23 protein-coding genes are annotated in these 23223 nt (G+C 48.8%); 10 read left to right on the top strand and 13 right to left on the bottom strand.

The annotated features are described in order from the left end of the window. Positions 1–13 precede the first annotated feature (13 nt). Complete coding sequence (locus tag METH5_RS0111115) at positions 14–478, top strand: hypothetical protein (protein ID WP_029148584.1); 465 nt, start codon at positions 14–16, stop codon at positions 476–478. Positions 479–516: 38 nt separating this feature from the next. Continuing rightward, complete coding sequence (locus METH5_RS0111110; RefSeq protein ID WP_029148583.1) at positions 517–909, top strand: YchJ family protein; 393 nt, start codon at positions 517–519, stop codon at positions 907–909. A gap of 44 nt (positions 910–953) precedes the next feature. Here the strand turns inward: METH5_RS0111110 and prfB are convergent. The 4 genes from prfB to METH5_RS0111090 all read right to left on the bottom strand — a co-directional run bounded on the left by prfB (position 954) and on the right by METH5_RS0111090 (position 6897). Beyond that, positions 954–2058 (bottom strand): peptide chain release factor 2 gene (gene prfB, locus METH5_RS0111105; protein ID WP_157381514.1). Its coding sequence is split into 2 segments (ribosomal slippage): positions 954–1976 and positions 1978–2058, totalling 1104 coding nucleotides; the frame shifts between segments, so codons are not numbered across the junction. 280 nt (positions 2059–2338) lie between these two features. Further along, positions 2339–3427, bottom strand: coding sequence for a DUF4238 domain-containing protein (locus tag METH5_RS0111100; RefSeq protein WP_029148581.1), 1089 nt, complete (start codon positions 3425–3427; stop codon positions 2339–2341). Between the two features lie 36 nt (positions 3428–3463). Further along, on the bottom strand, positions 3464–5182 hold the full coding sequence (locus METH5_RS0111095) for a UvrD-helicase domain-containing protein (protein WP_029148580.1): 1719 nt from the start codon (positions 5180–5182) through the stop codon (positions 3464–3466). Continuing rightward, positions 5173–6897: an ATP-dependent endonuclease gene (locus METH5_RS0111090; RefSeq protein ID WP_029148579.1), complete on the bottom strand. Its 1725-nt coding sequence runs from the start codon at positions 6895–6897 to the stop codon at positions 5173–5175. Before METH5_RS0111090 ends, METH5_RS0111095 begins: the two co-directional genes overlap by 10 nt. 317 nt (positions 6898–7214) lie before the next feature. Here METH5_RS0111090 and METH5_RS0111085 point away from each other — a divergent pair, with 317 nt between their 5' ends. From METH5_RS0111085 to pstB, 6 genes are all read left to right on the top strand, one after another. Next, positions 7215–7871, top strand: coding sequence for a DUF47 domain-containing protein (locus tag METH5_RS0111085; protein WP_036307840.1), 657 nt, complete (start codon positions 7215–7217; stop codon positions 7869–7871). A 21-nt stretch (positions 7872–7892) separates the two neighbouring features. Then, positions 7893–8894 carry an inorganic phosphate transporter gene (locus METH5_RS0111080; protein WP_029148577.1) on the top strand — a complete coding sequence of 334 codons (1002 nt, stop codon included), beginning with the start codon at positions 7893–7895 and terminating at the stop codon, positions 8892–8894. Positions 8895–9017: 123 nt separating this feature from the next. Next, positions 9018–10013, top strand: a complete 996-nt coding sequence (locus METH5_RS0111075) for a PstS family phosphate ABC transporter substrate-binding protein (protein ID WP_029148576.1) — start codon at positions 9018–9020, stop codon at positions 10011–10013. Between the two features lie 135 nt (positions 10014–10148). Further along, the gene (pstC, locus tag METH5_RS0111070) at positions 10149–11075 is read left to right on the top strand and encodes a phosphate ABC transporter permease subunit PstC (RefSeq protein ID WP_029148575.1); all 927 of its coding nucleotides are present in this window, start codon (positions 10149–10151) and stop codon (positions 11073–11075) included. Between the two features lie 79 nt (positions 11076–11154). After that, positions 11155–12093 carry a phosphate ABC transporter permease PstA gene (gene pstA / locus METH5_RS0111065; RefSeq protein ID WP_029148574.1) on the top strand — a complete coding sequence of 313 codons (939 nt, stop codon included), beginning with the start codon at positions 11155–11157 and terminating at the stop codon, positions 12091–12093. A 25-nt stretch (positions 12094–12118) separates the two neighbouring features. Further along, on the top strand, positions 12119–12898 hold the full coding sequence (pstB, locus tag METH5_RS0111060; protein ID WP_029148573.1) for a phosphate ABC transporter ATP-binding protein PstB: 780 nt from the start codon (positions 12119–12121) through the stop codon (positions 12896–12898). Positions 12899–12960: 62 nt separating this feature from the next. On the opposite strand, the gene METH5_RS0111055 is transcribed toward pstB, so the two are convergent. The 3 genes from METH5_RS0111055 to METH5_RS0111045 all read right to left on the bottom strand — a co-directional run bounded on the left by METH5_RS0111055 (position 12961) and on the right by METH5_RS0111045 (position 15538). Continuing rightward, positions 12961–13683 (bottom strand): MgtC/SapB family protein, encoded by a 723-nt coding sequence (locus METH5_RS0111055; protein WP_088177789.1) that lies wholly within the window; start codon positions 13681–13683, stop codon positions 12961–12963. Positions 13684–13843: 160 nt separating this feature from the next. Next, entirely contained in the window at positions 13844–14212 is a 369-nt protein-coding gene (locus METH5_RS0111050; RefSeq protein WP_029148571.1) for a putative quinol monooxygenase, read from the bottom strand. A 135-nt stretch (positions 14213–14347) separates the two neighbouring features. Continuing rightward, a complete protein-coding gene (locus METH5_RS0111045) occupies positions 14348–15538 on the bottom strand; it encodes a glycosyltransferase (protein WP_198290693.1) in 1191 nt (396 codons plus the stop codon). A gap of 161 nt (positions 15539–15699) precedes the next feature. On the opposite strand from METH5_RS0111045, the gene METH5_RS0111040 reads away from it, so the two are divergent. Both METH5_RS0111040 and METH5_RS0111035 read left to right on the top strand, forming a co-directional pair. Further along, positions 15700–16557: a zinc dependent phospholipase C family protein gene (locus METH5_RS0111040; RefSeq protein ID WP_029148569.1), complete on the top strand. Its 858-nt coding sequence runs from the start codon at positions 15700–15702 to the stop codon at positions 16555–16557. An 81-nt stretch (positions 16558–16638) separates the two neighbouring features. Beyond that, positions 16639–17796 carry a metallophosphoesterase gene (locus METH5_RS0111035; RefSeq protein ID WP_029148568.1) on the top strand — a complete coding sequence of 386 codons (1158 nt, stop codon included), beginning with the start codon at positions 16639–16641 and terminating at the stop codon, positions 17794–17796. Positions 17797–17811: 15 nt separating this feature from the next. On the opposite strand, the gene METH5_RS0111030 is transcribed toward METH5_RS0111035, so the two are convergent. Genes METH5_RS0111030 through METH5_RS0111005 form a run of 6 tightly spaced genes read right to left on the bottom strand, consistent with a single transcriptional unit; the run spans position 17812 to position 23093 of the window. Then, positions 17812–18768 (bottom strand): vWA domain-containing protein, encoded by a 957-nt coding sequence (locus tag METH5_RS0111030; protein WP_036307838.1) that lies wholly within the window; start codon positions 18766–18768, stop codon positions 17812–17814. Then, complete coding sequence (locus METH5_RS0111025) at positions 18768–19304, bottom strand: hypothetical protein (RefSeq protein WP_029148566.1); 537 nt, start codon at positions 19302–19304, stop codon at positions 18768–18770. Before METH5_RS0111025 ends, METH5_RS0111030 begins: the two co-directional genes overlap by 1 nt. Next, entirely contained in the window at positions 19304–20269 is a 966-nt protein-coding gene (locus METH5_RS0111020) for a VWA domain-containing protein (protein WP_029148565.1), read from the bottom strand. Before METH5_RS0111020 ends, METH5_RS0111025 begins: the two co-directional genes overlap by 1 nt. After that, a complete protein-coding gene (locus METH5_RS0111015; protein WP_051412938.1) occupies positions 20269–21180 on the bottom strand; it encodes a hypothetical protein in 912 nt (303 codons plus the stop codon). The genes METH5_RS0111020 and METH5_RS0111015 overlap by 1 nt, the downstream gene beginning before the upstream one ends. Positions 21181–21189: 9 nt before the next feature. Beyond that, positions 21190–22050, bottom strand: a complete 861-nt coding sequence (locus METH5_RS0111010) for a DUF58 domain-containing protein (protein WP_029148563.1) — start codon at positions 22048–22050, stop codon at positions 21190–21192. Beyond that, positions 22047–23093, bottom strand: a complete 1047-nt coding sequence (locus tag METH5_RS0111005) for a MoxR family ATPase (protein ID WP_029148562.1) — start codon at positions 23091–23093, stop codon at positions 22047–22049. The genes METH5_RS0111010 and METH5_RS0111005 overlap by 4 nt, the downstream gene beginning before the upstream one ends. Positions 23094–23223 lie beyond the last annotated feature (130 nt).

The raw sequence follows: 23223 nt of genomic DNA, 5'->3' as shown, positions 1-23223 counted from the left end.
AGTCGCCCACCCCATGTCAACGTTCGCGCTTTCTGGCGTCATCAAAGCGCTCTCACTCAAGCAACCTTTCGCCTGGTTGATTGCGAACGGCTACTTGCTGGTAGATGACCGTAGCTGGGGCACGCAATATCGCGGCCCCATGCTCATTCATGCCAGCAAAGGCCTGTATGAAGAATATTACCAGCACATCAAACGCCATACCGACATTCCTATCCCCGACCAAGACAAACTGGAGTATGGCGGCGTGGTGGGGATTGCCAGACTGGTGTTATGCAGCAAGCCTGGCGAGTTACCTGCTGGCATCAGCCGTGAGCAACGCGCGCATTTTGGTGGCGTGCATCAGGAGTATTACGGTTTTTTATTTGAACAGGCCACGCCATTAGCCTTGATGCCCTGCGCTGGCAAACTGGGAATCTTTGAGATTGATATAGATAAATTGCTGGCTGCGCCACCTGCCGCGCAGGCAGAATTGTTTTAGCAACGCGTATAATTGCGTTTTTGCAATCTGGTGTCACCATGAAAAACCCCTGCCCATGCTATAGCGGCAACGCTTACGCAGACTGTTGCCAGCCATTACATAACGGACTGGCTGCACCAGATGCCGAGCACCTGATGCGTGCGCGTTATAGTGCGTATGCGCTTAAGTTACCCGACTATATTATGCAAAGCTGGCATGCAGACACGCGCCCGGCCGACCTGACACTGGCAAGCCTCAGTGGCATTAAATGGTTAAAATTGCAGGTGTTGTCACATAAGAAAACGGATGCTGACACCGCTTTTGTCACGTTCGTGGCGACCTTTCAGAGTGGTCAACAAAAGAAAGAGCAGCTCACAGAGCATAGCCTTTTTAGCCGTGAGAGCGGGCGGTGGTTATATGTTGACGGTCAGCCGGATGAGATGGTCAGGTAATAAAAAAGGCAGCGAAATCGCTGCCTTTTTTATGCCTATATTTATTACATGCCCTGCTTCAGGCTTTCCATAATAAACGGGTCTAAATCACCATCCAGCACGCCCTGCGTATTGCCTATTTCAACGTTGGTACGCAAATCTTTAATCCGACCTTGGTCTAGCACATAGCTGCGGATCTGGTGACCCCAGCCAATATCCGTTTTGGCATCTTCCAGCGCCTGCTTTTCTTCGTTACGTTTATTGAGTTCCAGGTTATACAACGCGCCTTTCAGCATATTCATCGCCTCCTCGCGGTTTCGATGTTGCGAACGGTCGTTCTGGCATTGCACCACCACATTGGTCGGCAAGTGGGTAATCCGCACGGCGGAGTCAGTCTTGTTAATATGCTGACCACCCGCACCACTGGCGCGATAGGTATCAATACGCAAATCGGCTGGATTAATATCAATCTCAATCGAATCATCCACCTCAGGAAAAATCTGCACGCTGGCAAAACTGGTGTGGCGTTTGGAGTTGGCGTCGAACGGGGATTTACGCACCAAGCGATGTACACCACTTTCGGTGCGCAACGTACCAAACGCATAATCGCCACTGACTTTAATCGACGCGCCTTTAATCCCGGCAATATCGCCCTCAGATTCTTCCAGCACTTCTACCGTGAAACCTTTGCGCTCAACGTAGCGCAAATACATGCGCAGCAGCATGCCTGCCCAGTCTTGCGCCTCGGTGCCGCCACTGCCAGACTGAAACTCAATAAAACAGTTATTAGCGTCCATCGGCTGCGAGAACATGCGTTTAAATTCCATCTCGGCAATGGTTTTTTCTACTTTTTTAACGTCATCACTTACACTCAGCAAGGTATCGTCATCGCGCTCTTCGCGCGCCATCTCAAACAGTTCCTGACTGTCGGTGAGCGCTTGCGAGACAGAATCCAGGGTCATGACCACGGTTTCCAGCATGCGCTTTTCTTTGCCCAGTTTTTGCGCTTTTTCGGCGTCATCCCACACCTTGGGGTCTTCCAGCAGGCCGTTAACCTCGGCTAAGCGTTGCTCTTTGTTTTCGTAGTCAAAGATACCCCCGAAGGGCAAGGTGACGTTGGGTCAAATCGCTCAACGCATTGGCGATGGCATTTAGTTGTTCGGCTTCCATAGGATTGGTTTTAAATTGTGTAAAAACCACTATTATACCGCAGCTAAAACGGCGATTCAGCGCCAATACCGCCCTTTGTGGACTCCCCCAAATGGTGAAAGTTGCTATTTAATGGATTCAAAGACTTACAAAGGATTCGTTCCTATAAGCTGCAAGCGTTCAACCCTATATGTTGCAATTATCAGATGAAATTAACCAATAAAATGCAAGTGACATACTCCCAATTGAAGAGCTCTTGACCGATGTTCAGTAACCTTTAACCAATAGTTCAATGCAGAATTTACTGGCCAGTTTTCACTCTCATATAGGGATTTGAGTGGCTACTGACAATATGCGCTTTGCGTACACATACCCTTCCAAACTTGTTTGAATAATAATACCCGCTTGGCCTCCATCTCAAGAGGCTTGGCCAATTACTTGGTTTGATATGAACAGCTAAGAGATGTAGTAATGCATGCGTGTGATTTGGAATGTTCTTTTTATCAACCACAGTGAAAACTTCGTGGTCATTTTCAGTCTTAGTTTTAATAGCATAATGAATTCGGTAACGTTCGACTGGCCTAATATTTAGATTTGTATTTCGTAAATTAGAGAAAATACTGGAATCATCTTTTTCTTTAAAATATAGATTTGCAAAGCAATTTAAAAGTTGGGTTGCATTAAGCGAGTCTACATCCCTAGTTGATTTTATCGATGTCCAGTTGTTAGTACTTTTAATGCCATAAACACAGTCGTCGTAGAACATACAATAAACTCTAGGGGATAGCGGAAGTAAACAAATAAGTCCAGCTGCATTCAAACCATAACTTCGCTCATCAACGCGCTTACTGTCAGCAAAACGGTTGACAATCACTGCTGGATCATCAGAAGTAATGAATGGCTTATCAGTCTTGTTCTCTATTAATATTATTTTTAGATCATCTAGCGCATACATATAGTCTGCAAAGGTCTGCATTGAGATTTGCACTGCTTGTTTAATTTCTAAAGCTACAGACAACCGCGAGTCGCCAAGCAAACCATTTGCCTCACCAGTCATTTGAGCCATACGAATTGATGCAGCTTCCGTTCTATGATGTTGTAGCAACCAAAATCTAAAAAGAATGCTAGATGCATCCGTATTCAACACGAAGCCAGGTTGAAGTAGATGCGGTAATAGACTGGCATAAAGCCTTTCGACTTGCTGAATGGCTCTTTCTAGGTTGTCATCCTTTCCATAGAAATAATCTCTTGAACATTGATTCTTCAATGCGGTATCAAATATTAGTTTGTCTCGATCAATGTTGTATAAATTTATTGTTTTACCGTCATTTTGTGAAAATGGCCTAAGGTAGCAGCGAGGCACAAAATGTTGATTTTTATTTGATGCCATACGAGAGTCACCTTTAAGTAGTGGCTAATCAATTATTCACCAAGCTTGAAATCCTAAACCCTCAATTGATTCTATAACTTGTTTTTTCGCAGAATTAGGTACACCAAGAATTAGCAAATCTTTCGCACGAGTAATTGCCACATATCCTATTCGTCCTTCCTCGTTTAGAGTTCCTGTTAATAGATTATTTATATCCTCAGTTCTTGCCAAGTACATCACTGCTGAAATGCTTTTACCTTTTGCTTTGTGAACAGTCTCAACTAAGACGGAATTGTTTTTTGTTGTTGCAAGATCGCTGGCATACAATGGGATATCATCGATTTTTGCCTTAGTTAATCTATTTGCCCACGAAGAAATTCGTGAATATCTGGACGTAGCCTCTATCTGACTTAGTAAGTTGTTCACATTGGTCTTTAAAGCCACAAACCATTGAGAAGTACCTTTTAAGTTAGCGGATGGTAACCCCTGCTTACTATCTCTTAAAAAACTCCACAGCTGTCTGCGCAATTGTTTAAATGTTATTTCGGAAATGTTAGCTAGCAATTTGGCCTTAAGATCATTATCTGGCTTGTTTAGTAGATTGATTATCGCTGAAACTATACGATTGAAAGCTTCAGAAATATCACCTCGTTGATCTCGTAATACAGCTGCTTCAGCTAGTAACGCTGTAGCACCAACCCCAACATTTGTACTCGAACCCAATAAGTTGTTCAACATTGTAGTGCCTCGGCACAAGATTGCGGCTTCAGACAAATCATATTTGGCCGTATCGAGAATGGATGTAAATATCTCCACAGCAGTCGTAATATCCTTGTGATCGTACTTTACGTAAAAAATCCCATGCTTACGTTGAGATGGTTGCCTAACTGGTTGGCTTTTGGAGGAAGTGAGTTTGTTAGCTAAGCTCACAATAGGAGCAAGTGACCTTCTGTTTTCAGATAATTGAAATGCTTTATTTGCAGGTTTTTTAGATTCTTCGATTAAATACTTGCCATCGGCATCAGCGAATTCAAAAATGGCTTGATTGGGATCTCCAATCAAAGTAATTGTCGATCCTTCCTGTTGAAGTAACCTCAAAAGACACTCATGCAAAACACCTATGTCTTGTGCCTCATCTACAATGATATGGGGAAAACGTTTAGAGAGAGCTGAAAGTAGTTTCGGCTCTTGCATCAGCAGATTTATTGCCCAGTATCGACCTAACTCATAGGTATAGGCACCAATTACTCCAAGCTTGTTGATAGCAGTATTAGCGGCATACTTTTCAATGCTAACGTCGAAGTTATTTTCTCTAACAATGTACTTGAAACCCTGATCATCTACTTGAATAACTAAGTTTGCGATATCTCTAGGACGAGTTGTTTCCCAGACCCGGAAATTAGTTAAAAATGCCTCATCACCACTAATCCAGAAAGGTTGGCGGCTGCATCCCATAATTCTTGAACCATGTGGACGAATTATGAAATTCGCCAGAAAACCATCTAGTGTTTCAATCCTGGCTTTATTTAATAAGGCTGTTTGCTTAGCAAGAGCGTTATATTCCGTACGGAAGGTATCTACAGCCACATTCGAAAATGAAAGTAATAGAACATTTCCATAAGTTGCTTGCATCTCTTTGTTAACTTGCAACACTCTACGCACAGCAGTCGTAGTCTTACCACTTCCCGCACAGGCAATGATGCATGATGAAACTAATTCTGCCCCGATGATCGCTTGTTGTTCATGAGTTGGCGCGAATGTATCGATTAATTGCATATAAACTCGAATGCATTCTTAATGTATTCAGGCGCTATGAACTTATTTTCATCCTTAGAAAGAGTTTGTGCCAAGGATTGACTAAAGGCACCTTTTTGAATATTGGTTAATCCTTTGCCACGGTCAAACATTCCTTCGAACAAAATCCGTGGTCGATCAGCTATTGCTGCGCCATTCACTGCGGTTTCAAGGGCTTTGCCAATACCAGGATTTATTTCCTTCAATGCCTCTAACATAGTGGCCTGATTCTCAGCTTCAAGGCCTAGTTCATATTCAAATGTTTTCAGCGAAAAGAAAGATTTCAGATAGTCATCTGATTTTGTTTCTAGGAGTTTTGCGTTCGCGGAAAGAGTTGGGGTAGCACCCTTAGCTGGAAACCCTGTTTCATCAGAGTCACTAAGTATAGCCACTCGGATCTTACATTGTTCTTTGCCAAAAAGAGGTATGAAAGCATCGAAATTTAAACCATCAGTGCTAATGATACTTACAGCATGTTTTTTAAGATCGTACCCAAGCCTTCGTGCTAGTGAGTCCACTAGGAAAAGCTCAGCTGCACCTTCAACTAAGATTATCCTTCTAGCAAAAAATAACTCCGCTCTAGTTACATTCAGATAGCGTTGAAGTTTTTCCTTTTTCTTTTTTTCGAATGCAATTTCCCTTGGGAAAAACGCTTCAATTACCTCGTTGTGGTGATAAACACATCCAATAGAATCCAAATCAGCCAATGCTGCAAAATTGGGCGAATGGCTTGTCAAAAATACTTGTACTGCACTTTCACCCTCTGAGGGTATTTCCACTGTTTTAAGGTAATTCAGTAACACTGCTTGCAATTGCGGATGTAGATGAGCCTCCGGCTCTTCTACTAAAAGTGCTCTGTAAGCTGCGTCTTTATTCATCGCCAGCTCACTTAAAACTATGGCCATGAAGATCAGATTATTAAACCCCAATCCATTTTGCTCAACTTCAAGAGATGAAATCAACATTCCTAAACGCGCAGCTACTTTCTTGAAGTCGTTAGCACTTAAGCTCACATCTATTGGTTGACTTAATACATCTCCCATCATTTCAGAATGTCGTTTGGTGATAGCTTCCCGAGTTCCTTTGATAGCATTTGTTTTTTTTAGCTCGTCATCTAGTTTCTTCAAAGCATCTTCAACTTGAGTCACATCAGCCGAAGAAGGGGGCACTAAGCACTGAATTAGTTTAGCAATTTGACTGGCTCTTCCTGGCTTAAGGCCTAGAGCCGGATCACGCAAGGGCGGAAGATAAACAGCCCTTAAGTCATCCAGCATCTCTACTGACACGGGTGTCTCTTCATGAAGTCCTGCCCAACGTTTTACTTGAAGTCGTGATGAAGTGGGAACGCTGGTATAACGGATAGCAAGCAATGCCTCATACTCAACTATTACTCCCGCCGAATATACTGGTTGTAATGCCTGTACAAAATCAGCCTCTTCTTTTGCATCTAAGCCCCTAAAGACAAAGCTGAATGTCGCTTGAGTTTCAGAAGAGCCATCTTTTTTTACATGCAAATCCAGGTCAGAAACTCTTAATGCACCTTCGTCTCCTGTTGAAAGAAGAACTCTAAGTGCATCTATGATTGCGGTTTTACCAGCATTGTTCGGGCCAACAATTAAATTCAAACCTTTCTTGAACCGGATTTCTAATTTCTCTAGTTTTCTAAAGCCTTCAATGGACATTCGATACAAGTACATAAGTTCCAACTCACTTTTCTTAGTTGTAGTTTTTAATTTGATATTTTTAAAGCTAGAGTCAGGCAGTAATTACTAAGACCTATCCCTTTTGTCGAAGATTGACTCTGCTTATTGATAAATATATCAAAATAGCCTAGACATCGTATCTGACTTGCAACATTCGGAATTAAAACTTGAAATTAATTTTGTATTACTTGCAGCTTATGATGCATCCCACATTTTGTAATTTAGTCTTAAACACATATTTTTGTCACAAACATTGTCACAAAATAGTAAAATCCCTGTCACAAAACTTTGAAACCACCAGGGAGTACCCAATGGCGAATGCCACTTTTGGCCGCATCATGGCTGCAATCAGCCCCAGAAACGATAACTATTTTGTACTGTTTAACCGTTTGGCCGATTGTGCGGTGCGTGGTTCCAAAGTGTTGGCATTGATGGCTGCTGAGGTTGACCAGGCGGGTTTTCATAAACATTTTTCCGATATTCGTGACATTGAATCCGAGGCGGATGAATACACCAAAGAAATCTTGCTGTCGCTACATAAAACCTTTATCACGCCGTTTGATCGTCGCGAAATTCGTGAACTAGCCATGGCGCTAGATGATATCATCGACTACATGGAAGCGATTCCGCAGAGCGTCGAAATTTACGGCAATAGCAAGTTCACGCCAGAAATGGTGGCGCTGGCACAAATCCTGTTACGCGCGGCTGAAAAAGTGCAGGACGCAGTACACATGCTGTCTGACATGAAAAATGCTGAGCGTATTTTGCGCACCTGTGAAGAAATCAGCAAAATCGAAGGCGAAGCAGATCATATTATGCGCTCTGGCATGCACCGGCTGTTTTCAGAAGACCACGATGCGCGCACCTTGATTCGCTCAAAACAGCTGTATGACCTGTTTGAAGAAGCCGTCGATAGCTGTGAAGACGTGGCCGACGTGATTCATGGCGTTGTGCTTGAACGCATCTAAGACCCTCACCAGGAACTCAACATGGATCATGTGATTTTAGTCATGGCGGTGCTGGTCTTCGTCGCCTTGATTTTTGACTTTATGAACGGTTTTCACGATGCGGCCAACTCGATTGCGCTCATGGTGTCGACCCGTTTACTGACCCCGCAAGCGGCTGTGATCTGGGCTGCCTTTTTCAACTTTGTGGCGTTTATGTTTTTTGGCCTGCACGTGGCTGACACGGTAGGCAAAGGCATTATTGACCCCAACATCGTCAATAACACAGTGATCTTTGGCGCGTTGTTTGGCGCCATTGCCTGGAACGTCATCACCTGGTGGTTTGGCATCCCCTCCTCTTCTTCACACGCGCTGATTGGCGGCTTGATAGGTGCAGGCATGGCACACTCAGGCACCAAAGGCGTCATTATCGGCAGTAAACTGATCAGCACCGGCATTGCGATTATCTTGTCGCCACTGTTTGGCATGTTACTCGCGCTGCTGCTGTCGATAGGCATTATGTGGGTATTTCAAAAATCCTCGCCCTACAAAATCGAAAGCCGCTTTAACAAGCTGCAATTTATTTCGTCGTCACTGTTCAGCCTGGGCCACGGCGCCAACGACGCGCAAAAAACCATGGGCATCATTACTGTATTACTGTTTGCTAATGGCTATTTGCAAGGTGACTTTCATGTACCGTTTTGGGTGGTGATCGCCTGCCAGCTGGCCATGGGCCTGGGCACGCTGTTTGGCGGCTGGCGCATTGTCCGCACCATGGGCATGGGCATTACCAAAATTCGCCCCACAGGTGGCTTTGCGGCGCAAACCTCTGGCTCGATTGCCTTATTTTTGGCCACCAGCCTGGGGATTCCAGTCTCCACCACGCATACCATTACCGGCGCGATTGTCGGCGTTGGTCTGTCGCGCCGGATGACGGCCGTGCGCTGGGGGTTGGCTTCGCGCATTGTGTGGGCATGGGTGCTCACTATTCCTTGTGCCGCGATCATGGCAGCCATTGCTTACCATATCGGTGAAAGCTTGCTGTAAGGAAAAAAGGGACAAAAAAGGGCGCAGACTGCGCCTTTTTTATTTTTTGTCACATTTTTGTCATATTAAATTCTTATGATTTCGTGCATCACAACAGACAACACCAAACACAGGAGTGTATAGATGAAAACCCGTTTGTTCCGCAATACTTTAATGGCCGGTCTGATCGTTCAGGCATTTAGCTTCACGCACTCAGCAGCGGCTGCGGACAAGATCATCAAGATTGATGGTTCTAGTACGGTTTATCCGATTACCGAAGCCGTGGCTGAAGAGTTTCAGCGCGCTAAAGGTATCAAAGTCACTGTCGGCGAATCTGGCACTGGCGGCGGCTTTAAAAAGTTCTGCCGCGGCGAAACCGATATTTCAGATGCGTCACGCCCTATTTCACAAAAAGAAATCGATGCGTGTAAAGAAGGCGGCGTGCAATTTATTGAATTGCCTGTTGCTTACGATGCATTGACGGTGGTGGTGAACGGCAAAAACGACTGGGTGAAACAAATCACCGTAGCCGAGCTGAAAAAAATCTGGGAGCCAGGCTCAAAAGTCAAAAGCTGGAAAGACGTCAATGCTACTTACCCAGACAAACCAATCAACCTGTATGGCCCAGGTACGGCCTCTGGTACATTTGACTACTTCACCGAAGCGGTGAATGGCAAAGCCAAAGCCAGCCGTACTGACTACACACCGTCTGAAGATGACAACGTATTGGTGCAAGGCGTGGCCGGTAACGCGGGTGGCATGGCTTACTTTGGCCTGGCTTACTACCTGGAAAACACTGACAAGCTGAAAGCGGTGCCTGTGATCGGTAAAGAAGGCGGCAAACCAGTGTTGCCATCTGAGGCAACCGTGATGGATGGCACTTATCAGCCGTTATCCCGCCCATTGTTTATTTACGTCAACGCAACAGCTGCTGCATTCAGACCAGAAGTGAAAGCCTTCGTGAACTACTACCTGGAAAACGCGCCAGAGCTGGTGAAAGAAGTGAAATACGTGCCGCTGCCAAAAGCAGACTACACCGCAGTGAAAGAACACTTCAAGGCGATGAAACCAGGCACTGGCTTCAACGGTACGTCTGAAGTCGGCATCAAAATTACTGACTTGTTATCCCGTATCAAGTAATCATAAAAAGGGGCTGCAATGCCCCTTTTTTAGTGTTGATTCGGCCTGAACAGCGGATAATCCGCTAAAATTCGTCCCTGGCAGATCAACACTCTTGATCATCACTCAAAGCTCAACACTATGGCGACTCAAGCAATGCAATTACCTGCGCAACTGACCATCAGCCCCAGACTGGCGAAAAACATTCGTCGGAATGTCAAAGAACGCATCATTGAACTGATCCTCATGATGGCGGCACTGGTTGCCGTTGCCACCACATTTTCGATTGTCGGGGTGTTGCTCTACGAGTCACTCAGTTTCTTTAAAACCGTGTCTGTCATTGAGTTTTTTACCGACACGCAATGGACGCCGCTATTTGAAGATGCGCATTACGGCATTATGCCGCTGGTTTCCGGCACCTTGACTACCTCGGCGATTGCGCTGGCGGTTGCCGTGCCTATTGGCACTGTTTCAGCGATTTTTCTGTCTGAATTTGCCTCACACAAAACGCGTGAAATCGTCAAACCTATTCTTGAGCTATTAGTGGGCGTGCCCACCGTAGTATTTGGCTATTTTGCCCTGTTTTTTGTCACGCCTTTGCTGCAAAGCCTCTACCCTGACCTGCCTAGTTTCAACATGCTGGGCGCCGGTATTGTGATGGGCATCATGATTATTCCGTACATTGCCTCCCTGTCTGAAGATGCCATGCGCGCGGTGCCGATGAGCATGCGTGAAGGCTCTTACGCCATGGGTGCCACCCGCTTTCAAACTGCGATTAAAGTGGTCACTCCGGCAGCGATTTCAGGCATTGTTGCCGCTTATATTCTGGCTGTTTCACGCGCCGTGGGTGAAACCATGGTGGTGGCGATTGCCGCCGGCCAGCAACCTAACCTGACCTTTAACCCGCTGGATAGTGCGGCGACCATCACCGCCTATATTGTGCAAGTGGCCATGGGTGACTTGCCACACGGCAGTATTGGTTATCAAAGTATTTTTGCAGCAGGCCTGGTATTAATGGCAATGACCCTGTCATTTAATATTTTTGGTCACTGGGTGCGCAAAAAATACCGCGAAAGCTACTAATAAACTGTCTCATTACTGACACATAACCACCATACACTGCCAGTAGCCAGACTACTGGCCAATGCGGAAATTACACACCATGGAACATAAAGCTTCTGTCCTCGAAAATCTGGCCGATGTGCGCGCCATGATTAAACGCCACAAGCGCAATGACACCCTGTTTGCCACCATCGGCCTAATTTGCCTGATGCTGGGTTTAATGACCCTGATGCTGCTATTCTGGCAACTGATTGCCGATGGCCATCCTAAATTCAACCTGGATTTTCTGACTGAGTTTCCATCACGCCGTGCAGGCCGTGCAGGCCTGCTCTCTGCCTGGGTAGGGTCTTTACTGGTGATGTCGGTGACCTTTTTAACCGCAGTGCCCGTGGGTGTAGCGGCAGGCTTGTACCTGGAAGAATATGCGCCAAAAAACTGGTTTACTGACCTGATTGAAATCAACGTGTCTAACCTGGCAGGCGTGCCTTCGATTATTTACGGGTTGCTGGCACTAGGCTTGTTTGTCTACATGCTGGATTTCGGCCAAAGTATTTTGACCGCCGGCCTGACGCTCGGCCTGCTCATTTTGCCGATTGTGATTGTGTCTACCCGTGAAGCCATCCGCGCCATTCCGGTCTCCATTCGCGAAGCCGCTTATGGCGTGGGCGCCACCAAATGGCAAGTGGTTTACGACCACGTATTCAAATACTCTTATGGCGGCATTTTGACCGGTATTATTATCGGTATGGCGCGTGCCCTGGGTGAAACTGCACCAATTATCACCATTGGTGCGCTGACGTTTATCGCATTTTTACCGCCTAGCCCTATCACTACCGAACCACCGTTTCTCAACTTCGAGTGGTTGTCTTCAGGATTTACCGTGATGCCGATTCAAATGTTTAACTGGTTGTCGCGCCCTGACCATGCGTTTCACGTCAATGCGGCGGCAACTGGTGCACTGATTATCGTTGTCACGCTGTTAATGAACGGTGCAGCCATCTGGTTGCGCTACAAAATTCGTAAAAATATTAAATGGTAATGCCACACAAGATCTAGGAAACTCCATGGCCACTGTCACTACTGCAATAAAAGCCGAAGCACGCGATTTAAACTTTTTTTATAGCAACGGCGCCCGCGCACTCAAAGGCATCTCGATGCCTTTATACGAAAACAAAATCACGGCGCTGATTGGCCCCTCCGGTTGCGGAAAGTCTACCTTTCTACGCTGCTTTAACCGTATGCACGATTTGTATCCTGGCAACAAATACCAGGGTGAGATTGTGATGCACCCGGACAATACCAACGTGCTGGATGCAGGCGTTGACCCGATTGAAGTGCGTATGCGTATCAGCATGGTATTTCAGAAACCTAACCCGTTTCCAAAATCCATTTACGAAAACGTGGCTTACGGCCTGCGCGTTCGTGGCGAGAACAACAAGCGCATCATGGACGACAAAGTAGAAGAAGCGCTCAAAGGCGCGGCTTTGTGGAACGAAGTCAAAGACCGTTTGCACGACCTGGCCTTTAACCTCTCTGGCGGCCAGCAACAACGCTTGTGTATCGCGCGTGCCTTGGCCACAGACCCGGAAATCATGCTGTTTGACGAGCCAACCTCTGCACTGGACCCGATTGCCACTGCCAACATTGAAGAGTTGATGGTTGAGCTGCGCAGCAAGCTGACTATTTTAGTGGTGACGCACAACATGCAACAGGCAGCGCGTGTGTCTGACTACACCGCTTACATGTATCTGGGTGACTTGATTGAGTATGACGATACCGACAAGATTTTTACTAACCCAGGCCGTAAAGAAACCGAAGACTACATTACCGGCAAGTTTGGTTAATCAGTGTCTGCATAAAAAAACGCCACACAATGTGGCGTTTTTTTATGTGTGTCTGGTTGCGGCTAATCCATCATACTCGGGCTCCAGAAAGCCTGATGAATATAGCTCGCCGCCAGCAATCGTTGCGTCACACTATCAAGCTCGTCACTGTTAATGGCCGCCGCCAATAGCTCAACCTCAATCTCCACGCAGTCATGACCAAACGCATGCATCTGTAAATGCTTGGTTGGATACTGCGCCTCCACCAGCATGCTTTCCAGCAAGGCCAGCGCTTCTTTCTGGTGCTGCCGCAACGCAATCACATAAATGGTTGTCGTCGCCTCGACTCGTAAAGTATCAATTGGCTTGCGGTTAATCTGATTAACAACTGGCCTTAACAACGTATTGGTTGCCAACACAAACAAAGTGCCTAACACAGCCTCTAATAACAAATCAGCACCAGCACACGCCCCTACTGCCGCTGAGCCCCACAGCGTCGCCGCTGTGTTGAGACCGCGTACATTGCCCTCTTCACGCATAATGACACCAGCGCCCAGAAAACCAATCCCGGAGACCACGTAGGCCACCACGTGCACGGCGCCTTCATGCCCGGTCAGGCGGTTGGCCATATCGACAAAAATAGCCGCGCCCACGGCGACCAGCACATTGGTACGCAATCCCGCAGTGCGCTGCCGATACTGGCGCTCAAAACCAATCACGGCCCCGCAGACAAACGCCGCCGTCAGACTCAGCAATGAATCAGCCAAAGAGATCAGGTTAATATTTTGAATGGCCTGCAATGTCATGACTATCCTTAAAACGTATATTGATTGTATTGAAGCTTTAAGCCACTAGGCAGCATTGTAAAGTAAGGCATCAATCATGATGCTTACATGCATAAAAAACGCGACCACGTAAAAAACGCCACAAAAGGTGGCGTTTTTGTATTGCTCGATTGAAGAAGGTTTACTGGCGGCGAATGCCGCCAGCTTCCAGTACAAAAAACTGTGGGCTCAATGCCGCCAAAGGTGCTTTAAGCTTTTCTAATTCTGCCGCTGGGGCATGCACTTCCAGACGAATCAGCTTAGACAGTTTTAGCGCTTCACCGAGCGGCTCTGCCACGTTTTCAAGATGCGCCAGAATGGCTTCTGCGTTGGCATAGCCCTCACGGCAGTGCGCAATATTGCCGCTGAAAGAAAATGCATAGTGCATACAGTCGGCTTCATTGCGGGTTTTTTCTAAAAACTGGGCACCTAAGGCCTTGAATGCAGCCAGGTTCTCGGTAGGGACTTCAAAATAAGGAACCAGCGTGCAGCAGGTGTCTGGGGTAAACATGGTTGATTTCTCCTGATATATGACGCTTGCATAAAAACAAGTCTGCCCATATCTTGGCGGGCAGGCCGGTGGACGTCAAGTCTCCCGGCACAAATTCAGGATTTTACTGAGCGGCCTTTACCGCACCGCCTGCCCTCAAGCGGCGGCAGTGGCGGCCAACGGCATGTGCGTCAACATTAACCGCTCATAGCACTCAAGTAATTTGTTCGCTTGCGCATCACTAGACCACACTTGCTCTACGTAACGCTTACCTTGTTTGCCCACGCGCTCACGCAGCTGATGGTCGATGAGCAAGGTTTGCACCTGCTCGGCAAAATGCAACTCGTTATCCTGTGCAATCAATGCGCCCTGCTCCTGGCGCAAAATAGACGCGGTGCCCAGCTCGGCAATCGCCACCACCGGCGTTGACTGCGCCATGGCTTCCAGTAACACCAAGCCTTGCGTTTCGCTCTTGGAGGAAAACACAAAAATATCCGCTGCCTGATACGCGGCATTCAGGCCAATTGCACGATCCAGATAACCCAAAAACATCACATGTGACTGTAAACCGTTATCGCGTGCCATTTTTTTAAGCATGCCTTCGGCCGGGCCTTCACCAGTAATCACCAGCAAGACCTCCGGGTGGTCCTGAATCACCAGCGACAACATCTCCAGCAAAAACTGTATATTTTTTTCATAGGCCACGCGGCCGACAAACAGCAACAACGGACGTTGTGCCGGGATCGCATATTTCTCCCTGAAAGCGGCACCGTCGCCAGGCACAAAACGCGAAGCATCCAGCCCGGTTGGAATCACCGAGATCGGCGTTTTCACGCCATATTGCTGCAACACATCGCGCATCTGCGCCGAAGGTGAAACCACGGTATCGACCTGCTGGCACTGCTTGCGCGAAACCGTTTGCGCAATGCGCACCGCCCATTTGCGTGGCACCCACGGCAAATAATGATGCATATAGTCTTCAAAAAAGGTGTGGTAGGTTTCTACTGCGGGCACTTGCAACTTTTTGGCAATTTTAAGCCCGGCATAGTGCGCAATAAACGGCGTGTGGATATGCACCAGATCATAGTCACCCGGGTGCAGGCTGTTGGCATAAGCCATCAACGCGGACCATTTCATTAAATAGTCCTCTGGATCAAACACAATTTTACGTGCCTCTATACGAGTGATCCAGGCCTCATCGGCTAACGGTGGCTGGCCCGGATATTGCGGTGCAATCAAATGGACGACATGCCCTTGTTCACGCAAACTCTCAGCAAACGTACGAATACTGGTAGACACGCCATTCACGCGCGGGAAATACACATCTGAAATCATCAATATTTTCATGCAGGATTCCGTTTTATGCAGGCGCTGCGCCAGGCAGGCTCCGCGTTAACAATTCACACAGCTTAACAAGCATTCGTGATGCTTTTATGACGAAAAGGGCTTTCATATCAACGTCATACAGCATTCATCTGTCTGTCATTTAGCAAGCGCAAAGTGCGCCCATGTTATTGCGCACCCTGATCATAAGTTTGCTACTGTTACTGGCGCTGCCAGGTGAAGCACATGCCTGGGGCTTGTATTCGCACGTGGCGTATACCCACCAATGGCTGCAAGCACTCCCCTTATTGCCGCTACCCTGGCTGGGGGTCATGCGGCGTTACCCGACGCTGGTCATGGCGGGTGCCTGCCTGCCCGACCTGGCGGTCGTCTCACGGACGTTTAACCATAGTCATGGCTGGGGCATCGGTCAGCAACTGTTACAAACAAAAAACGAACGGCAACTGGCGCTGGGCATAGGCTACAACATACACTTGCTGACTGACGTGGTCGCCCACCAGCACTTTGTACCGACCTTTGAAGCCAAATGGCAGCATCACAGTCTGTTGACGCATGCCACTGCGGAGTGGGCGATGGATGCTTACCTGCACCAGCCAGATTTGCCGTCGCCGGGCAAACTATTGCGTATACACCGCAAAACCATCGTCGACACGCTGACACAATCCATGTCGTGCGACGCGGCCACCGTACATAAGGCGGTCTCGAGGCTGGCCAGTGCTGATCAGGCCTTGCGCCTGTCGCACATCCCACAATACCTGCTACATCGTTACCGTAGGCTGGACAACGAGTTTGAGCACAAACTCGCTTATTATCGCGACCAGGTCACCCTGGCCTTACACGACCTGCCACAATTGCTCAACGGCACCTTTCCATCACTGCATGCCGAGCATATCAACCTGGGCATGGAGCAGTTAGATGACTGGCGCCGCAAATGCCTGCAAGATGCACGTTTGCGCCCTACGCGCGCCATTAGTGCGTTTGAGCACTATCAGCATCAATGGTTTAACCAGCCGGATTGCTAACCAGCCAGTTGCACTTGAATCTAATGGCATTGTCGCCATCTAAAGGCTATCCAGCCTTTGATCCCCCGGACAAATAACCGCATGCCACCATTACGCTTTTTGCTTGTGACCACCACCTTGGTCGGTCTTTTACACTATTACATTGGTTCACGCCTGCTGGGTCATTTACCCTGGCCCAGTCTGGTCATCTGGCTGGGTTGGGCTGGGTTAATCGCCTCTGCGCTGCTGCAACCGGTGGCGTTTTTGGCACGCGGCTTTCCTAACCAGGCACTGCGTGATGCTGTGAGCTGGGTGGCGATGACGGTGATGGGGCTATTTTCGTCCTTGCTGGTATTCACGGTATTGCGAGATGTGCTGCTCCTGGTCATGGCAGGCTTGCACGCCATGCATTTACTGCAGGTAGATTTCACCGCGCTGGAACAACAGTCTGCTTTACTGGCGGTCGTGGCGGCTTTTTCCATCAGCATCATCGGCTTCTTTAATGCGCGCAAACTGGCGCGCGTGGTCAATGTCAGCGTGCCGCTACGCGATTTACCAAGCAGCTTGCATGGATTCCGCATTGTGCAGATCAGTGATATTCATGTCGGCCCCACCATCAAACAAGGGTATCTTTCCCGCATCGTGCAACAAGTCAACTCATTAGAGGCTGACCTGATTGCCATTACCGGCGACCTGGTTGATGGCCGTGTGCATGAACTGGCCGAGCATACGCAGCCATTAGCCGCACTCTCGGCACGGCATGGCAGTTTTTTTGTGACGGGTAACCATGAGTATTATTCAGGCGCGCTGGCCTGGATTAATGAATTAGAACGCTTAGGCGTGCGTGTGTTGCTCAATGAGCACGTACAGCTGACGCATGAAGGGGCAACCCTGGTGTTAGCGGGGGTGACCGACTACACGGCCGGCAGTTTTTATGACGACCATCACAGCGATCCACAAGCGGCGATTGCAGGCGCACCTGCAGATGCGCCTAAAATATTGCTGGCGCACCAGCCACGCAGCGCAGAAGCAGCGGAGGCAGCAGGCTTTGATTTGCAACTGTCTGGCCATACCCACGGTGGCCAGTTCTGGCCCTGGAAATACTTTGTGCCGCTACAACAGCCTTATGTTGCGGGCTTGCATCGGCTGCAAGACTTATGGATTTATGTCAGCCGCGGCACAGGCTATTGGGGCCCGCCCAACCGCTTTGGCTCACCGTCAGAAATCACCTGCTTAACGCTGGTGACCGCCAACGATTAAACCACGCTGCGCCTATTAGCTAGCCACGGCCTGACGCCGAAAACGTAAATCTGGCAGATACGTCGCTAATAGCGCGAACAACGCCAACAACAAATAGATCGAACGCAATGGGTAATCGGTAATGAAGCTAGCAGTGGCTGGCTTGTCTGCCAGTGCGCGGTAAAATGCTTCGTTATCCGCACCCTTGAGATAACTGCCCTTAAACTCGTTAGCCAACGACTTCAGGTAGTCTTCTTCCAGCTGAGACAACATACGGTCATACTCTGCATAGGCCACTGGCGGGTCAGGCTCATCCTGACTCGCGTCGGCATAAGTCACCCCCACTGCCCCGGCGTTGTTATTGTCACTCACCGGCCAGTCACCCACCTTTTTGTTCGCCGAGTTATAACGTGGAATCGCCACTTTTTGCGCGCCGCCCACACCAATAAAGGTAAAAAACTCGCCAATCTGGACGCCACTTAAATCCTGCTGAATAGTCACATTCACGCGCGGCGCTTCATCGCCATCGGTAAAAAACAGCATTTGTGCCGGCTGGTTCAACGCATCATAGACATGCGTCGCCGCATGCACGGCAAAACTGAGGCGACTATTGCCTTTCCAGGCCATGCGCCACTCCAGGTGGTCTATACCATCACTGATGACGTCCAGGTTTTTACACACCTCGAGCGGTGTTTGCAGCATGGCAATATTATCTGAGGCAAAAATACCCAGGCTAAAATAGGTGCCACAAGGTGCTTTATGCACGAGTTGCTTCATTAAGTGCTGGCTATAGGCCAGGCGGCTTACGGCCTGCTGCTTGAGTGTTTCATCCTCGGCATTCATGCTTTGCGAAATATCAGCAATCAGCAAATAATGTTGCACCTGTTGCCTGAGCTGAACTTCAGGCTTAAGCAATGCCAGCACGACCAGCAGCAGGGCTAGCCCATACAATACCGGCTCAATATGTTGTTTTAACCATGCTAGCCATTTCATTATGGCAATCCTATCGGCAGGTTACTGAGTTCCATGTGCGACTGCTCTTTGCTCGCGCCTTGCATGCCGCGCGCCATCACCGAATGCAGCAACGCTAAATTAAACTTGGCTGCTTTGTCATCCGGCTGCAAACGCAGCGATTGCTCATAGGCAATTTTGGCCTGGGTGAACGCGTAGCGTGCTTCGTCCTGAAATGAGCCATCTTCATTCACCGTGCGTACCAGCCCTGACAAAAACAGGTTATTGCCGATATTAAAGTGAATATGCGGTAGTTCGCTCGCTGGTGGCGAAAGCTCTAGCGCCTGGCCATAGGTTTGCACCGCGTGTTTGTAATCGCCATGCAGGCCCTGATCATAGGCAGCGGTGAATTTTTGCAATACCGGCGAACCACCCTGCTTGATCACCACACCGGTTTGAATCTGCTGATTTAAGGCGCGCAGCGTATACAGCTGCCAGCCAAAGTACAGCACACCGAGCAAACCAAGCGTGGTCACGCCCGCCCATAACCAATTGGCATTTTTACGATAGATCGTCATTAATATACCTTTATCTGTTTAATCAACACCAAGCCTAAACCCAGCAGCAAAGCCACCACCATCAGGTCTTTGGCATAATCATGGCCAGGAATAATGACGCCATACTGAATCACATTTTTTTCTTTGGCGTCAATTTCACGCAGCGCAGACTCCAGCGCCGTCGCGTTATCCGCTTCAAACGCTTTGTATTTCACATTCAATGACTGAAAAAAACGGTCCAGCGCAATCGCCTCCGGCAAATGATCATCGTCGTAAACATTGTCGGTAAAAATACTGATGTCATCCGGCTCTCGCAGCACAATCCAGTACAAATTGAGCTTTTTCCCCACCAGTTGCTTGCGAATCTGATACTTCACACGCGGACTCAACTTACCCGCGCCATCCGACAACAACACAATGGCGCGCGACCCCGTACTGGCAATATTTTCAAACAAGGTCACGGCATTGGTAATGCCCGCGCCAATATTGGTCTGGTTTAAGGCTGGCCCGGTCGCGGCCTGAATCGCCGCATGGATGCCCTCGCGATTGGTGGTGATTTTCATGCCATACAAAGCAGAGTTGGTGAACCCAACCACGCCCATCATGTCATCTGGCCGTGAATCAATAAAGGCCGTAATCAAACGCCTGGCTGCGGCAGATTTGATTTCAGCGGCATGACCGCCGGTGGCCTGGCCAGCAAACGGATGGTCCATACTCACGCTGCGGTCAATCACAAACACACTTTGCGCGCCCTTGCCGATTTTTTGTTCCTGGTGGCTGTCGCCTTGTGGCCCGGCCAGCGCTAAGACCAAACACAACAACAAGACACTGGTCGCGGCTTTAACCAGCAGATTAATACGCTCAGAAAATGCATCTACAGGCACCATCTCCAGCCAGGAGTACACCTGCGCATGCCGACTTTTGAGCAGAAACGGTACCGCGGCTACTGGTAACAGCAGCAAAAACCACGGGTGTAAGCAATGCATCACACCCTCCGTTCACAAGCACGTAGCGCATGCGCCAAGGTTTTACATTGCTGCAAATACTCAGCAGTGGCGGCCAGTTGACCGCCATACAGCACGGCATTTGCCTGTGCAAAAAAAGCTTGTATCTGTGGTTCTAGCGATTGAAACACCGGCTGTTGCTGCACAAACGCACCAACCTGGCTGCCCAACATTTGCTGACCATAATGCTGGTTAAACGCATGCTGCATCAGCAATGCGGCCTGCTTTTGCCCTTCTGGCGTAGCTGGTAACTGTTTCAGGCGACGATAAGCATGGGCAAAATGGCCATTCATTATCGGCAACCAAGTCCAGTCTGCATTGCGATACAGCAATACCAAGCCACCTAGCAATGCAAGTAAAGCACTCAGGCCCAACCAGCGCTGTGTCGTTTGTGTCTCCAGCAAGCTGGGCTGGTATTGCGCAATCACAGTAGGCTTGGCCGGATGCAGGCGGTCCGGTAATTGCGCCATCAGCCAAAAGCGCCAGGCAGGCAACTCAACCGAGGCGCCGCTATTAAAAGTCACGTGCTCAGCCGGTAATTGCAATTGCACTGGTTTGCCGCTATTGGCAAATACCTGGTATTCAAACACCAGGGTATACACTTTTTTGCCGTCTTTTTCCGCGCTACTCACCTGCAACTGACGTAGCTCAATGCCATTGCGTTGTAAGCCTTTTAACGGCAAGTTGCTGTCATTGAGCTGATCTTGCGCTGCCACTGAGACTTGCAGGCTGCGTTGCAACACATCACCCAGTTGTATGCCGGCATACAGTGCCGGATTATGCACACCGAGAATTGTTGCAGCCGTTGGCGGTGTAGGCGACTCTGGCGCATCGGCCCAGGCTGGCATTGCCACCAGGCTAGCAACTAGCCATGCTAAAAATATCTGTTTCATCACCACACTCTAATGAATAAGTTGTTCAAAATAATCCGACAGCAAGCCAGCGTCAAAACGACCGGCAATATATAGCGGACGAATATCAAAGCGTGCAAATAACTGATCCAATGCCTGTTTGCGCTGCTCAAACTGCTCGACAAACTGGGCACGAATCGCCTGGCGGAAAAAAATGGTTTTTTGCTGGCCGGTTTCGGGGTCCTGCAAATTGCCGAAGCCAAAGCGCGGCAAACGCTGATACTCTTGCGGATCCCATAACACAATCGGGATCACCTGATGATTAGACATGCCATTCAGGCCACGCTCAATCAAGGCCAGTGGCATGTGAAAATCCGAAATCCAGAACACCAGGCCTTTTTGCTGCCCTAGCCAGCCGGTCGCCTCGATAATGCCCTGGCCATCTTTATGCCTATTGTGAAACTGAGCCAACTCGGCAATGGTGGCAAATGACTGATGCGCATGATGCCCGGGCGCCTGGCTCAAATGCGGAATCACTGCGTGGTCATAACAGACCATGCCAAACAGGTCGCTATTTTCATGCGCGGAGCAGGCAATTGAGGCCGCCACGGCTTGCAAGGTATCAAGTTTGCTGGTCTGCCCCTGAAACTGCATCGAGCTGGATAAATCGCAGATGGCATACAGCGGGCTCGACGCTTCCTGCTTGAACACACGTACCTGCACCTGCTCGTAGGGGTCGCGCAAGGTTTGCCTTAAATCCAACCGCCTGGCATCCGGGTAGTCCACCAGCGACACATGCTTGCTGAACTCGTCGCCCGGCCCGCGCTGTATACCCAAATGCTCGCCGGCGTGCACACTCGCCGAGCGCCATGGCACCTGGTAAAAAAACGGCTGTGCGTTAGCTGGAATCATGCTGCCTTGACCCGTGTCGGCACGCTGACGCTGGCCAAAATCTGGTTGGTGAGTTCACGCGAAAGCTGGGTGCGGCGGCTTTCAAACATCGGATTTAACACCAGTCGGTGCGCGATAATTTCGTGAAACACAGCATGAATATCCTCAGGGTACAGGCTATCGCGCTGCATCAGCCAGGCGTGTACGCGTGCTGCCTTGAGTAGCATGCCCATGCCACGCGGGCTGGCACCGGTATGAATTAAACGATTAACATCCACGCTATCAAGCTGAATACCAAACGCAGCTGGCGATTGTGTTGCCTGCCACAAGTCCAGCGCATAATCCTCCAGCACATCACTGGCGCGAATATGGCTTTGCAAAATATCAGAAAAAGCATTGAGCTGGTCATAGGCGAGTACACCACTTTGTACCTGCTGGGTCAGGCGCTCAGCATGCTGAAATTTCACATCAAACATCAGCGCCTTGCGCAGCTCACGGTCTTCAGGGATCTCAATCGGGATCTCCATCATAAAGCGGTCACGTGCTGCGGAGGGAATTTCAAACGTTTCGTTCTTTTCGACCTGGTTGCGGTCAGCAAACACCAGCATGTGCGGCAAGCGATATTCTTTTTTAAACGCATGCACGTGGCGCTCGGCCATCACACGCAACATCAAGGCATGCACTTGCGGTCTGGCACGGTTGATTTCGTTAAAGAAAAATACCGAGAGTTGCTCACCAGCACGCAGCAATGGGCCTTCTTCTACCTTAGGGCGGCCATCCTCACCTAAAAAAGTATGGTAAATCAGGTCATTCGGCATTAAATCAACCGTGCCTTCAATCCGCTCATAAGCGCCACCCAAACCACGCGCAATCGATTGCAGCAAGGTGGTTTTACCAACGCCCACGCCGCCTTCCAGCAGCACATGGCCACGAGCAAAAATGGCGATATTAATTGCGCGGATGGCTTTATCCTGGCCAACAACGACTTTTTTTACTTCATTTTCAAGCGTGAGCGCATGATCGCGCCATTCCGCCAATTGTGTTGCGATGGAGACAGATGTCATGGTGATCCCTTGTTTACAAATTCAGCCGGAGCTATGATGCCAAAGTAGCCTCTGGAATTAAGTGTTTAACCACTGGTTGCATTTTACGTGTTGCCACGTTAAGATGCAGACAGGTCTGTTCACTTTTTTC

This window comes from Methylophilus sp. 5 (assembly GCF_000515275.1).
Classification (GTDB): domain Bacteria; phylum Pseudomonadota; class Gammaproteobacteria; order Burkholderiales; family Methylophilaceae; genus Methylophilus.
The sequence above is the reverse complement of the archived record's forward strand: the minus strand, read 5'-3'. Positions and strand labels throughout refer to the sequence as shown.

Bases quoted from the DNA above. Each gene is read 5' to 3' on its own strand.
- METH5_RS0111090 (WP_029148579.1), bottom strand. From the start codon at position 6,897: ATGTACTTGTATCGAATGTCCATTGAAGGCTTTAGAAAACTAGAGAAA.
- METH5_RS0111015 (WP_051412938.1), bottom strand. From the start codon at position 21,180: ATGAAACAGATATTTTTAGCATGGCTAGTTGCTAGCCTGGTGGCAATG.
- METH5_RS0111025 (WP_029148566.1), bottom strand. From the start codon at position 19,304: ATGACGATCTATCGTAAAAATGCCAATTGGTTATGGGCGGGCGTGACC.
- METH5_RS0111075 (WP_029148576.1), top strand. From the start codon at position 9,018: ATGAAAACCCGTTTGTTCCGCAATACTTTAATGGCCGGTCTGATCGTT.
- METH5_RS0111080 (WP_029148577.1), top strand. From the start codon at position 7,893: ATGGATCATGTGATTTTAGTCATGGCGGTGCTGGTCTTCGTCGCCTTG.
- METH5_RS0111085 (WP_036307840.1), top strand. From the start codon at position 7,215: ATGGCGAATGCCACTTTTGGCCGCATCATGGCTGCAATCAGCCCCAGA.
- pstC (WP_029148575.1), top strand. From the start codon at position 10,149: ATGCAATTACCTGCGCAACTGACCATCAGCCCCAGACTGGCGAAAAAC.
- METH5_RS0111010 (WP_029148563.1), bottom strand. From the start codon at position 22,050: ATGATTCCAGCTAACGCACAGCCGTTTTTTTACCAGGTGCCATGGCGC.
- METH5_RS0111035 (WP_029148568.1), top strand. From the start codon at position 16,639: ATGCCACCATTACGCTTTTTGCTTGTGACCACCACCTTGGTCGGTCTT.
- pstA (WP_029148574.1), top strand. From the start codon at position 11,155: ATGGAACATAAAGCTTCTGTCCTCGAAAATCTGGCCGATGTGCGCGCC.
- pstB (WP_029148573.1), top strand. From the start codon at position 12,119: ATGGCCACTGTCACTACTGCAATAAAAGCCGAAGCACGCGATTTAAAC.
- METH5_RS0111040 (WP_029148569.1), top strand. From the start codon at position 15,700: ATGTTATTGCGCACCCTGATCATAAGTTTGCTACTGTTACTGGCGCTG.
- METH5_RS0111100 (WP_029148581.1), bottom strand. From the start codon at position 3,427: ATGGCATCAAATAAAAATCAACATTTTGTGCCTCGCTGCTACCTTAGG.
- METH5_RS0111115 (WP_029148584.1), top strand. From the start codon at position 14: ATGTCAACGTTCGCGCTTTCTGGCGTCATCAAAGCGCTCTCACTCAAG.
- METH5_RS0111020 (WP_029148565.1), bottom strand. From the start codon at position 20,269: ATGCATTGCTTACACCCGTGGTTTTTGCTGCTGTTACCAGTAGCCGCG.
- METH5_RS0111050 (WP_029148571.1), bottom strand. From the start codon at position 14,212: ATGTTTACCCCAGACACCTGCTGCACGCTGGTTCCTTATTTTGAAGTC.
- METH5_RS0111030 (WP_036307838.1), bottom strand. From the start codon at position 18,768: ATGAAATGGCTAGCATGGTTAAAACAACATATTGAGCCGGTATTGTAT.
- METH5_RS0111045 (WP_198290693.1), bottom strand. From the start codon at position 15,538: ATGAAAATATTGATGATTTCAGATGTGTATTTCCCGCGCGTGAATGGC.
- METH5_RS0111005 (WP_029148562.1), bottom strand. From the start codon at position 23,093: ATGACATCTGTCTCCATCGCAACACAATTGGCGGAATGGCGCGATCAT.
- METH5_RS0111095 (WP_029148580.1), bottom strand. From the start codon at position 5,182: ATGCAATTAATCGATACATTCGCGCCAACTCATGAACAACAAGCGATC.
- METH5_RS0111110 (WP_029148583.1), top strand. From the start codon at position 517: ATGAAAAACCCCTGCCCATGCTATAGCGGCAACGCTTACGCAGACTGT.
- METH5_RS0111055 (WP_088177789.1), bottom strand. From the start codon at position 13,683: ATGACATTGCAGGCCATTCAAAATATTAACCTGATCTCTTTGGCTGAT.